Source organism: Nonomuraea sp. LP-02, from assembly GCF_036289125.1.
In the GTDB taxonomy this organism is placed as follows: domain Bacteria; phylum Actinomycetota; class Actinomycetes; order Streptosporangiales; family Streptosporangiaceae; genus Nonomuraea; species Nonomuraea bangladeshensis.
Genome location: NZ_JAXCLK010000001.1, coordinates 8,305,820 through 8,317,952 on the forward strand (window position 1 = coordinate 8,305,820; position 12,133 = coordinate 8,317,952).

Consider the following 12,133-nt stretch of genomic DNA (forward strand, 5'->3'; position numbering starts at 1 on the left):
GATTAGTAAGAAACCGCTCCGGTATGCAGGCCGAGGGGCATCAGCACTTGTACGTGAAGCTGACCTTGTCCGTACGCGGCGGCTCGGGGCTCACGATGCGCAGCGTGGCGGTGGCCTTGGCGGTGGTCTTGCCGTTCAGCGACCAGCGCAGCGGCAGCTGGTACGACGTCTGGTCCGACCGCGTCTGGAGCGTGCCCTTGACGACCTCGTCGTCCAGGTTCTTGTGCCACTCGTAGGCGATCACGCCGGACCCGCCGTTGGTGACGACCATGCCGGTGACCAGGGCCGTGGCATCGCATCCGTACGACTTCTTGGCCACCTTCACGTCCACGGACCCGATCGCGAGGTCCGGCGCGTCGCTCAGCTTGAACCAGGCCAGGATCGCCCCCACCATGATCACCGCGAAGAGCGCCGTGGAGCCGATCGTGCGCCATCGCCGCGACCGGGCCGCCTTGACCCGGCGCCCGCCCGCGCCGCGCTGCACGGTCTCGGCCTCCGGCCGGCCGGAGCGCCAGATCTGCTCGGCGGTGGTCGCCGGCCGCTGCTCCTGCGTGCTCACACCGGGCCCGAACTGCACGGCTTCGGACCGCCCCGCCTGCCCCGGCCCCGCATGTCCGGGCCCCGCCTGCTCCGACCCTGCCTGCCCCGGCCCTGGTTGTCCCGGCCACACGCGGCCCGGGGCGAGCAGCGTCACGATGTCGCCCTCGTCGCGTGGCAGCGCCGGGAGGGCCGCCGCCGCGGCGTGCGCGGGCGGCTGCGCGAACGCCGAACGGCCTCGCGCCGCCCGCGCCAGCCCCTCCCTGCCGATCGTCCCGCCGGGCAGCGACGCCTGCTCGGCGAGCAGCGCGCCGCGCGCGGCGGCGAGGCCCAGCGTCCCGGCCAGCCCGGCGGCCCGCTCGAAGAGCTGCGCCGCCTGCGGCGCCCGCGCCACGAACGACGCGGCGAGCCCGCGCGCCAGCGCCGCCCATCCGGCCGCGTCCCGCTCCGGCGGCGACACCAGGCCGCGGATGGCGTCGGACAGTCCCCGCTCCGACAGCAGCGCCGCGCCCTCGGACGTGACGACCACGGTGCCGGGGTGCACGGAGCCGTGCGTGACCCCGGCCGCGTGCAGCGCGATCAGCGTCTGCGCGGTCTCCACCAGGGCCGAGGCCGCGCCGGCCGGCTCGATCGGCGCGGTGGTGAGCAGGTCGGCCAGCGTCGGGCTGACCGCCTGGCCGGTGAGCAGCCAGACCTGGTCACCGGCCGCCACCACGTCCGCGACCGGGATGAGCCCGGTCAGCCCGCCCAGCACCAGTCGCTGGTCGGTGAGTACGGCCGCCACCACCCGCTCGCGCACGCCGGGCAGCCCGATGAGCCGCGCGTCGAACAGCAGCGCGCCCGCCCTGCGGCCGTCCGGCGAGATGGCGTCGATCCAGTTGCCCAGCTCCGTCATCCACGTGTGCTCGGTCAGCCGGAAACCGGCGATACCGTGCTCAGAGTTGTTCATCGCCGTTCGCCCCCCGGCGCGTCTAGCGCTTCCTTCTGTGGCGGCCCGCCATGCGGCCCCGTACCGCAAGTGTGACCGGCACGACGCCGGACGTCACCAGGCCGAGGGCGAGCAGCGCGCCGGGGGCCGCGGCGCGGTCGATCCGCGGGTCGTCGCTCGGCGTGGTGTCGCCGGTCGGGCTGGACGGGTCGGTCGGCGGCGTGGACGTGGGCGGCTGGGACGTGCTGGGCTGCTCCGAGGGCCGCGTCGTCGGGCGGGTGGTGTTGGGCGCGCTGCTGCTCCTGGTCGGGGCGGCGGAGGTCTGCGGGCGCCGGGTGTTCGACGGCACCTCCACCCTGCCGTTCGGCTCGTCCTCGTCCTTGTCCGTCGCGGTCGGGGACGGCGTGCGGGTCCGCGTCGGCGTCCTGATCGGGCTGCGCGTGGGCCGGGGCCTGGCGGTGGTCCTGGTCGGCGCGGCGGTCGGCCCAGTGGTGGGCGCGGCGGTGGGCGCGGTGGTAGGCGGCGCCTGGCTCTCCGTGGCGGTCGGCGTCGTCTCCGGCGTGGTCTCCTCGGGGGTGCTCTCCTCCGTGGGCTCTGCGTCCTCCTCGACGGGCTCCTCGGTGGCGGGGACGACCGCGCTCGGGGTGACCGGGGTGGAGCCCGCGGAGAGCTTGGCCTCGTCGCCGGACGACGACAGCGCGAACACGGCCGCGCCGATCACCACGGCGACGCCGACCGTCGCCACGGCGATCTTCGCCGGCACCTTGCGCAGCAGCCCGGCCGCGTCGGGGAAGCGGCTCTCGGTGAACGAGGTCTCGGTCTCGACCGGCTCGTCCAGCGAGGTCGGGAACACCATGATCAGCATGCCGGCGAGCGCGGCCAGGCGTCGGCGACCGCGCTCCTCCCAGTCGGGGCCGTACGCGCCGGCCGCGACCGCCTCCAGCTCGGTCAGGAACGCCTCCGCCGACGGCGGCCGCTCCGCGGGGTCCTTGGCCATGCCGCGCTCGATCAGGCCCTGCAGCGCGGCCGGCACCTCCTCGGCCGGGACCGGCGCGCTCTGGTGCTGGGCTGCCAGCGCGACCAGGTTGGTGCCGCGGTACGGCCGGCCGCCGGTCAGGCACTCGAAGAAGACGACCGTGGCGGCGTACACGTCGGTGGCGGGGCCGGCGGGCGAGCCCGACCACTGCTCGGGCGCCATGTACGGCGGCGTGCCCGCGGCTCCGGCGTCCTCGCCGGCCCGGACCGCGATGCCGAAGTCCACCAGCTTGCTGGTGCCGTCCTCCTGCACCATGACGTTCTCGGGCTTGTAGTCGCGGTGCACGACCCCGATGGCGTGCGCCGAGGCGAGGCCCCGGAGCGAGCCCTTCAGCACGGTCAGCGCCGCCTCGGGGCCGGTCGGGCCCTGGGAGCGGAGCAGTTCGCGTAACGAGACGCCGTTGACCAGCTCCATGACGATCGCCGCGCCGTAGCCGGACTCGACGTAGTCGATGAGGCGGGCGTGGTACGCGCTCTGCAGCGTGCCCAGCAGCCGGGCCTCGTGCCGGAAGCGGGCGACGAACCCCATGTCGGACCTCAGCTCGTCACTGAGGTACTTGATGGCCACCTCGGCGCCGTCGTGGTCGCGCGTGGCCAGCACGACTCGTCCGGCGGCTCCCGAGCCCAGCTCGCGAACCTCGGTATAGCCGGGGACCCCCCATTGGCCCTCGCCGTACATACGGTCTCCTCTGGCGTTGTGTGGGCCCCCACCCGTATCAAACGGTCCGTAGCTTAACGGGACCTAACCGGATTCCCTGCCGATATGGCGATAAGTGTGACGGACGACTTCAGTCGATCTCCACCGGTGTGTCGGAAGTCTCAGGCGAAGCCTCAGGTCGCGGGGTCTTCGACGGCTCCTCCCGGGGCTCCTCCTCCCGCGGTTCCTCCTCGCGGGGAGGACAGGCGGCGGTGGTCCCGCTCGCCGAGTCGCCGCCGTTGCCCGCCGCCGGATCGGTCGAGGCGGTCACCGTCCACCGCGTGCCGCAGGCCAGTCTGACCGGGAAGGTGAAGGTCCGCACGTACGAGGTCTCGCCCGACAACGTCGCCGTGTCGGAGCCGCCGCCCTCGCCGCCGGTGGTGTACCTGACGGTGAGGCGTACGGGCTCGGTGCTGGACGTCAGCACCCGGATCGTCGCCGTGAGGCCCTCGCTCGCGCTCGCCCGCAGCACGGTGACCTGGCGCACCTCGGGCGGGCAGGTCACGGCGGCCCGCGCGGTGGCCGTCCGGCCGCCCGCCGTCACCCGCACCGAGACCGTCGAGCCGCACGGGCGGGAGCGGAAGGCGTGGGTGAGCGCGCGGCTGTAGGTGGTGCGGCCGGAGAGGGTGAGGTTCCTGGTGGCGACCTGGTCGCCGTTCACCGCGAAGCGGGCCGTGACGGGGATCTCGCCGGTGCCGCTCGCCGTCACCCTGATCGCCGCCCGCGCGGCGCGGCCGGGCGCGGCGGGCATGTCCAGGGACACGCGCAGGCCGGTCACCCGGGCCGGGCAGGGCGGCACGGACACGGACGCGGTCCGCGCGCCGCCAGGAGCGGCCGGGGTGGTGGTGACGGTCAGCGTGACCGTACGCCCGCAGGCGCGCTCGCCGGGGGTCCAGGTCAGCGTGCGCGTGTAGGAGGTCGAGCCGCGTAAGGCGAGGAGCTGGGTCCTGCCGGGGCCGCCGGGGACCGACCAGGCGGCGGTGGCGGTGACGGGCGCGGTGCCGCTCGCCCGGACGGTGATCGTCGCGGCGGCCACGCCGTCAGCGCCGATGGTCGGCTCGCCGACGTTCACCCCGAGCACGGACGTGGCCGGCGAGGGAGTGGTCACGGTCGGTGTGGGCGTCGGGGTCGGTGTGGGAGTGGGGGTGGGGGTGCGGGTGGGGGTCCTGGAAGGGGCGCGCGTCGGCGGCGAGGTGACCGGGCGGGAGGTGGCCGGGCGGGAGGTGGCCGGGCGGGAGGTGGCCGGGCGGGAGGTGGTCCGCGGCGGGTCAGAAGGCTCGTCCACCGGGACGACGGCCTTCGGCGTGGTGGCGGGGGTGCTCTCGGGAGGCGGTTCGGGCGAGACCTCCGGAGTCGACGCCGAGGTCGGTTCAGGGGTCGGTTCAGTGGTCGGTTCGGGCGTCGGTTCCAGGTTCGGGGTGGCCGCGGCGGCCTCGGGCGTGATGGTGGTCGGCGGCACGACCACCGCCGCGCCGATCGGCCCGGAGGGCGGCGGCTGCTCCCGGTTCGTGAGCAGGATCACCGACGCCACCGCCACCGCCGTGGCCAGCCCGCCGCCCATCGCCACCCGGGCCGCGTTGGCGCGCAGGCCGCGGAAGACCGTACGGGCGAACGACGTGGACACCTCCGGCGTGGCCGCGGGCGGCGTGGGCAGCAGCAGCGCGAGCAGGCCCACCAGCGCGGCCAGCCGCCGCCGCCCGCGCTCCTCCCAGTCCTCCCCGTACGCGGCCACGGCCGTGGCCTCCAGCTCGGCCACGAACGCCTCCGCGCCCGCCGGCCGCCGCAGCGGGTCCTTGGCCATGCCGCGCCGGACCAGCTCGCGCACCGGCGCGGGCACCTCATGGAAGGGCACCGGGGCGTGGACGTGCTGGTAGCCGAGCACGCTGGGCTCGGTCGAGCGGTAGGGCCGGTGCCCGGTCAGGCATTCGAAGAAGACGGCGGTGGCGGCGTACACGTCGGTCGAGGGCGAGGCGGGCCGGCCCTCCCACAGCTCCGGCGCCATGTACGGCGGCGTGCCCTCGGGCAGCCCGGCCGAGCCCTGCCGCACCGCGATGCCGAAGTCGACGAGCTTGCTCACCCCGTCGTGGCGGACGAGCACGTTCTCGGGCTTGTAGTCGCGGTGCACGACGCCGCGCGCGTGCGCCGCGCCGAGGCCGAGCAGCGAGCCCTTGAGCACGGCCAGCGCCGCCTCGGGCTCGGCCGTGCCGTGCTCGCGCAGCAGCGCCCGCAGCGGCACGCCGTTGACCAGCTCCATGACGATGGCCGCGCCGCCGGCGTCCTGGACGTACTCCCACATGGTGGCGATGTGGGGGTGGCGCAGCGTGGTCAGCAGCCGCGCCTCCGACTGGAACCGCGCCACCGCCGCCGGGTCCTGGAGCAGGTGCGGGGCGAGGTACTTGATGGCGACCTCGACCCCGGTCTCGTCGTGCACGGCCAGCACGACGCGGCCGCCGGCGCCGGCGCCGAGCTGTCTGATCTGGGTGTAGCCGGGGGCGGTCCAGTCCATATGCCAACTCCCATCAGGATCCGGCCCACCTGATGAGACGTACGATCAAGAGCGCGGGTTTGCCAGGTGGCCCTGATTCATGGAACTACTCCCGATTGAGGATGTGAACGGGGGGATCGATACCTTCTGGGAGCACCGGATCGGGTTCGGGCGCCCCCCATGCCGTGACCAGCGGCAGCACGCCGGCCCACACCGGCAGCGCGTAGTCCTCCTCCTCGTCCGACGGCCCGCCGCGGCGCGTCTTGACCGACGCCTCCTCCAGCGACAGGGCCAGCACGGCGGTGGCGGCGAGCTCCTTGCGGTTCGGCCGCCTGACGTAGTCCCACTGGCCGGGCGCCAGCCGTTCCGACAGGGCCCGCAGGCCGGCCAGCCGCTCGTCGGGGTCGGTCACCAGCCGGGCCCGGCCGTAGACGATCGCCGAGCGGTAGTTGACCGAGTGGTGGAAGATCGAGCGGGCCAGCACGACGCCGTCCAGGTGCGTGACCGTCACGCAGACCTCGCCGCCGTCCGCCGCGCGCAGCGACCTGGCGCCCGTGGATCCGTGCAGGTAGAGGATGTCGTCCAGGCGGCCGTAGCCGGTGGGCACGACCATGGGGCAGCCGTCCACGACGACGCCCAGGTGGCAGATCAGGCCGGAGTCGAGCACGTCGTACAGGTCGTCCCTGTCGGTGCTGCCGCGCTCCTTGGAGCGGCCGAGCGTGGTGCGGGGAGTGGCGGAGAGCATGATTCGACCGTACGCATGAAGTGGACCTAGTCTGGATGGCCACTATCGACCCCTTCGTAGGGACCACTTGCGTGCGTAGCTCCGTCGACCTGCCGGTTTCCCTCTCGCGGGACGCCGCCGTGCCGCTCACCGCCCAGCTCGCCGGCTGGCTGCGCCGGGCCATGCTGGACGGCACGCTGCCGCCCGGCGAGCGGCTGCCGTCGAGCCGGGCGCTCGCCGCCCAGCTCAAGGTGAGCAGGACCGTCGTGACGGAGGCGTACCAGCAGCTCTACGCCGAGGGGTGGCTGGAGGGCCGGCACGGCTCGGGCACCTTCGTGGCGGACATGGAGCGGGTGGTCACGCCGCCGCGCGAGACCCCCTCCGACCAGGGCCCGCCCGAGCCCGCCGCCGCCTTCGTCGACCTCACGGCGGGCCGGCCCTGGGTGCGCGACTACGACCGGGCCGCCTGGAAGCGCGCCTGGCGCAGGGCCGGCGAGTCGCCGCCCGGCGCCGAGCCCGACCCGTACGGCCTGCCACGGCTGCGCGAGCTGCTGGCCGACCACCTGCGCAGGGCGCGGGGCATGGCCGTCGGCCCGGAGAACATCCTGGTCACCAGGGGCACCGGCAACGGCCTCGACCTGTGCGCGCTCGCCCTGCTCGGCGCGGGCGCCCGCGCCGGGGTCGAGGACCCTGGCTACCACGTGGCCCGCACGGTGTTCGCGGCCCGCGGCGCCGAGATCGTGCCCTGCCCGGTGGACGCCGACGGCGTGATCGTCGACGACCTCCCCGGCGACCTCCGCGTGCTCTACACGACCCCCGCCCACCAGTTCCCGCTGGGCGGCCGGCTGCCGATCCCGCGCCGCGAGCGGCTGCTGTCCTGGGCGCGGAGCACCGGCGCGACCATCGTCGAGGACGACTACGACGCCGAGTTCCGTTACGACGTCGCCCCGCTGCCCGCGCTCTACGGTCTCGACCCGTCGCGGGTGGTGCTGCTCGGCACGCTGTCCAAGACCCTCTCGCCGGACGTCGGCGTCGGCTGGCTGGTCGGCACGCCGGAGCTGGTCGCGCGGATCGCCGGGCTGCGCAGCGCGGTCGCCGACCGCACCAGCGGCCCGGTCCAGGAGGCGGTGGCGACCCTGCTGGAGCGCGGCGACCTCGACCGGCACCTGCGGCGCATGCGCCTGGAGTACGCCCGCCGCAGGGCCGTCGTCGTCGAGCTGCTGGGGCCGGTCTGCCGGCTGCGCGGCGACACCGCGGGGCTGCACGTCCTCGCCGAGCTGCCCGCCGCCGTGGTGCCCGTCGTGGTCGAGCGGGCCAGGGAGCGTGGGGTCCTGCTGGACGCCACCGGCCGGCACCATCACGGCCGCGAGCGGCTGCACGGGCTGGTGATCGGCTACGGCTCGGCGTCGCTGGCCGACGTGCGCCGGGGCTGCCGGATCCTCGCCGCGATCATCAGGGAAGCGGTGGCGGCGGCGCCGTAGCGGGCTCCAGGGCGCGCAGGACGGGCAGGGAGCGGTGGACGTACATCGGGTCCACGGGAAGGACGTGGCGGGCCCACCAGCGCGCCTGGGCGGGGTCCGGCGACGGCTCGGCGAAGCCGGGGGCGTAGTCGTCGTAGGCGGGGGCGTACAGGTAGCCGGTGGAAACGCCGTGGCGCTCCAGCTCGGCGATGGCCGCGTCCCGCTCGCGTACCAGCAGGGGGACGCGGAACAGCGGCTGGTCCAGGTGGTCGCGTACGGCCGGCGCGACGGCGGGCAGCTCGGCCAGCCGCGCCACCCCCGCGAGCCGCCGGGCGCGCTCGCCGGGCACCTTGGCCGTCCTGCGCCCCTGGTACCAGCGGGCCAGCCGGCCCCGGCGCGAGCGGTAGGCATGCAGGTCGGCGCGGACCCACGGGTCGAACGGCGGCAGCTCGGGGATCTCCTTGAGCGCCAGATCCAGCGCGTCGGGGTTGAGCGGGATGCGGAAGCCGTCGCGCGGCTCCTCCAGCCCGATCGCGCGGGCGACGGCGAGCGCCGGCCGCACCTGGCCGAGCCTGAGCGCGACCTGGCGGGCCATCGAGGTGGACACCGACAGCAGGTCGGCGCGGAGCGAGCCGGGGGCCAGCACCTCGTCGCGGGCGCGTTCGAGCGCCCGCAGGTCGGCGGCGTGCTCGACGGCCAGCACGCCGCCCGAGCCCGCTCCCGGGTGCTTGGAGAGGCTGAAGACGCCCGCCTGGCCGAACGTGCCCAGCGGCCGCCCGTCGAGATCGCTCTCCATGGCGTGGGCGACGTCCTCGATGAGGATCTTGCCGGTGAAGGCGGTGACGCGGTCGGGGAGGCCGTAGAGGTTGGTCGTGAGCACGGCGTCAATGGTGGCGAGGTCGACGCGGGCAGCGTCGATGTTGCCGTCGCGCGGGTCGAGCGGGGCGATCACCGGGCGCAGCCCGGCGGCGAGCACCAGGAACAGGATCTCGTCGGCCGAGATCGGCGACATCAGCAGCCGCTGCCCGGGCGTGCACCAGTGCCGTAGTGCCAGGTAGAGACCGAGCCGATTGGACGGTAACGACAGACAGTGACGTCCCGTGCGCTTTTCGATGTGTTTCACCGGGGCATAACGCTACGGAGTCGTCCGTACGTTTTCAATGCTTTGTCGGCAGTGCGCAGAAGAAGCGGATGCGCCATCACCGTCGCGCGGGCCTTACGCACCGGGACGCGCATCATCCAGTGCACGCCCGCTCCCGCGCTCGCCCTGGCGAGGCGGCCCTCGGCCACCTCGAGCTCGCCGTTCTTCAGCTTCTCCTTGTACTCCTTCTGTCCGCGCCCCATGTCGATCACCTCGATCCCGGACGCGGCCGCCTGCTCGGCCATCGCGAGATGGTGGATGAGGCCGGGGGAGTACTTGGCGAAGTGGGTGTCGTAGGCGGGGAACCAGCCGGCCAGCGTGGTGCGGGTGCGCACCCCGAAGTGCCCGGCCACCGGGCGGCCGTCGACGTAGATCATGTCGAGCACGCCGGCGAAGGAGTCGGTCCTGGTGGCGAGCAGCCGCTCGACCAGCTCGACGATCCACTGGTGGGCGAACCGGTCGGTGCGGCCGGTGCGGCGGTACTGGTCGGTCTTCCAGGCGAGCAGCGTGCGCAGCGGCTCCAGGTCGGTGACGGCGTAGTCGTGGCGGAGCTCACCGGCCTCGCGCTGGAGCTTGCGCGACTTGGCCAGCGTGCTCTTGTACGTCTTGCCGGAGTTGTCCTTGAGGAATTCCGTGTAGTTCTCGTAGCCGTCGCGCAGGTCGATGATCGGCGACGGGTAGCGCTCGGCACGGGGGCTCATCAGCGGCTGCCCGGAGACCAGGTGGTCGAACTCGTAGACGGCCAGCCCGCAGTCCTTGATCAGCCGGTGCGCGTCGATCTCCAGGTCCTTGGCGCACACCAGCCCCTGCGCGTCGGTCAGCCCCGCGGCGACCGGCTTGCCGATGCCCAGCGGATGGCGTTCGAAGGGGAAGAAGCCCACGATGTCGGGGCCGTCGTGGAGGACGGCGACCCGGACGACCTCGCGCAACTCGCCTACCGTGATCGTGAACTCGGGCGACAGGAAGGGATTGTCGTAGGCGGGGTCCGACTCCTGCAGAGCGCGCCAACGGCTCACCTCGGACGGTCCGAGCTCACGGGGGAGGGCGAGGGTGACGCGCATGTGCTCCTACAGATGACCGCACTCTGTGTGTAGCAAGGGATCGGACCAGGTAACTGCCAGGGTAAGCGACCCTACCGAATGCTCATCGCCGCAGGTCCGGAACGTTACAAAACTCTCAGGTATCGTTCAGAACCGAGTGACGTTCTAATGTAGGTCCATGACCGTACCTGGCATCGAGTGGCCCCGGCTGGTCGAGTGGATGGGCCGCAACGTGCCCGACGCCGGCGAGCCCCTGTCCGTGTCCCTGATCTCGGGCGGCAGGTCGAACCTGACCTACCTCGTCGAGGCGCGCGAGCGCCGGCTGGTGCTGCGCCGTCCGCCGCTTGGCCACGTGCTGCCCACCGCCCACGACATGCGGCGCGAATGGCGCGTCATCTCCGCCCTCGCGCCGACGCCCGTGCCGGTGCCCGAGCCGGTCGCCTTCTGCGGCGACGAGGACGTGATCGGCGCGCCGTTCTACCTCATGGGCCACGTGCCGGGGACGGCCATGCGCACCAGGGACGAGCTGGGCGACCCGCCGCCCGAGCACGTACGCCGGCTGTCGGAGCGGCTGGCCGAGGTGCTGGCCGCCATCCACGCCGTCGACTACCGCGAGGTCGGGCTCGGCGACTTCGGCCGCCCAGAGGGATACATGACCCGCCAGCTCGACCGCTGGTGCCAGCAGTGGGAGCGGTCGAAGACGGCTGACCTGCCGGAGTACGACCAGCTCGTACGCCGGCTGCGCGACCGGCTGCCCCCGGAGGCTCCCGGCACGCTGGTGCACGGCGACTACCGGCTCGACAACACCCTGGTCCGCGCCGGCGACCTGGAGATCCTGGCCGTGGTCGACTGGGAGATGTCCACGCTCGGCGACCCGCTGGCCGACCTGGGGCTCACGCTGACGTACTGGCACAGCCGCGGCGACGACGAGCGGGCGGGCATCCCGGTGGCCGGCGACGCCACGCTCACGCCCGGGTTCCTGGACGCGGCGGAGTTCGCCGAGCACTACGCGAAGGCGTCCGGCCGGGAGATCACCGACCTCGGCTTCTACGTCGCCTTCGGGAACTTCAAGCTCGCGGTCATCATCGAAGGCATTCACGCGCGCTTCCGCCAGGGTAAGACCGTGGGGGAGGGGTTCGACCGGATCGGCGCGGCGGTGCCGACGTTGATCGCCCGCGCGCACCGCACGCTTGACCAGATCTGAACCAGCCGCCAGGCCAGACCCTCAGGGAGCGTCATGAGCACTGTTGCACTGATCACCGGCGCCGCGAGCGGCATCGGCGCCGCCACGGCCCGCCGCCTGTCGGCGTCCGGCGCCCGTTGCGTCCTCGTCGACCTCGACGCCGAGGGCGTCGAGCGGCTGGCGAAGGAGGTCGACGGCGCGTGGCTGGCGGCCGACGTCAGCGACCCGGATGCCTCGCTGGAGGCCGTGGCCCTGGCCGAGCGCCACTACGGGCGGCTGGACCTCGTGCACCTCAACGCCGGCATGACCGGGCGGGTGGACCTGGCCGACTTCGACCTCGACCGCTACCGCCAGGTCATGGGCGTGAACGTGGACGGCGTGGTGTTCGGGGCGCGGGCCGCCGTGCCGCTGCTCGAACGCTCCGGCGGCGGCGCGATCGTGGTCACCGCGTCGCTGGCCGGGCTGGTCGGCTTCGCCGGCGACCCGATCTACACGATGAGCAAGCACGCCGTGGTCGGCCTGGTGCGCGCGCTCGCCGAGCCGCTCGCGGCGCGCGGCATCCGGATCAGCGCGGTCTGCCCCGGCTTCACGGACACGCCGCTCGTGGCGGCGGCCAAGGAGATGTTCACCAGCGCCGGGTTCCCGCTCCTCACGGCCGAGGACGTGGCCGCCGCCGTCGAGTCGGCCTTCTACACCGACACGCCCGGCACGCTCCTCATCGTCCAGCCGGGACGGCAGCCGGTGCCCTACCGCTACGCCGGGGTGCCCGGCCCCGCGAGCGGCCAGCGGCCGCCGCAGGCCGAGTAGCAGGTTTGCGCACGGCAAGCCGCATGCAAGCGGAGCCATTACTTTAATGAGGGCCGGGCCTGTCGCCCGGCCCTCGAACGTTCCGCCACCTTCCGT

9 protein-coding genes are annotated in these 12,133 nt (G+C 73.8%); 3 read left to right on the forward strand and 6 right to left on the reverse strand.

The annotated features are described in order from the left end of the window. Positions 1–40: 40 nt before the first annotated feature. From SMD20_RS39040 to SMD20_RS39055, 4 genes are all read right to left on the reverse strand, one after another. Positions 41–1,486, reverse strand: a complete 1,446-nt coding sequence (locus tag SMD20_RS39040; protein WP_329590884.1) for a hypothetical protein — start codon at positions 1,484–1,486, stop codon at positions 41–43. A gap of 22 nt (positions 1,487–1,508) precedes the next feature. Beyond that, positions 1,509–3,179, reverse strand: coding sequence for a serine/threonine-protein kinase (locus SMD20_RS39045; RefSeq protein ID WP_329590885.1), 1,671 nt, complete (start codon positions 3,177–3,179; stop codon positions 1,509–1,511). Positions 3,180–3,288: 109 nt separating this feature from the next. Then, positions 3,289–5,703 carry a protein kinase domain-containing protein gene (locus SMD20_RS39050; RefSeq protein WP_329590887.1) on the reverse strand — a complete coding sequence of 805 codons (2,415 nt, stop codon included), beginning with the start codon at positions 5,701–5,703 and terminating at the stop codon, positions 3,289–3,291. An 85-nt stretch (positions 5,704–5,788) separates the two neighbouring features. Then, the gene (locus SMD20_RS39055) at positions 5,789–6,427 is read right to left on the reverse strand and encodes a pyridoxamine 5'-phosphate oxidase family protein (RefSeq protein WP_329590889.1); all 639 of its coding nucleotides are present in this window, start codon (positions 6,425–6,427) and stop codon (positions 5,789–5,791) included. Between the two features lie 71 nt (positions 6,428–6,498). On the opposite strand from SMD20_RS39055, the gene pdxR reads away from it, so the two are divergent. Next, positions 6,499–7,887: a MocR-like pyridoxine biosynthesis transcription factor PdxR gene (pdxR, locus tag SMD20_RS39060; protein ID WP_329590891.1), complete on the forward strand. Its 1,389-nt coding sequence runs from the start codon at positions 6,499–6,501 to the stop codon at positions 7,885–7,887. Here pdxR and SMD20_RS39065 read toward each other — a convergent pair. Continuing rightward, positions 7,859–8,989, reverse strand: a complete 1,131-nt coding sequence (locus SMD20_RS39065; RefSeq protein ID WP_329590892.1) for a DegT/DnrJ/EryC1/StrS family aminotransferase — start codon at positions 8,987–8,989, stop codon at positions 7,859–7,861. The genes pdxR and SMD20_RS39065 overlap by 29 nt on opposite strands. Continuing rightward, positions 8,986–10,068: a GNAT family N-acetyltransferase gene (locus tag SMD20_RS39070; protein ID WP_329590894.1), complete on the reverse strand. Its 1,083-nt coding sequence runs from the start codon at positions 10,066–10,068 to the stop codon at positions 8,986–8,988. The genes SMD20_RS39065 and SMD20_RS39070 overlap by 4 nt, the downstream gene beginning before the upstream one ends. Before the next feature lie 157 nt (positions 10,069–10,225). Between SMD20_RS39070 and SMD20_RS39075 the strand changes: the two genes are divergently transcribed. Further along, positions 10,226–11,251: a phosphotransferase family protein gene (locus SMD20_RS39075; RefSeq protein ID WP_329590896.1), complete on the forward strand. Its 1,026-nt coding sequence runs from the start codon at positions 10,226–10,228 to the stop codon at positions 11,249–11,251. 33 nt (positions 11,252–11,284) lie between these two features. Beyond that, complete coding sequence (locus SMD20_RS39080) at positions 11,285–12,037, forward strand: SDR family oxidoreductase (protein WP_329590898.1); 753 nt, start codon at positions 11,285–11,287, stop codon at positions 12,035–12,037. The last annotated feature ends 96 nt before the right edge of the window (positions 12,038–12,133 follow it).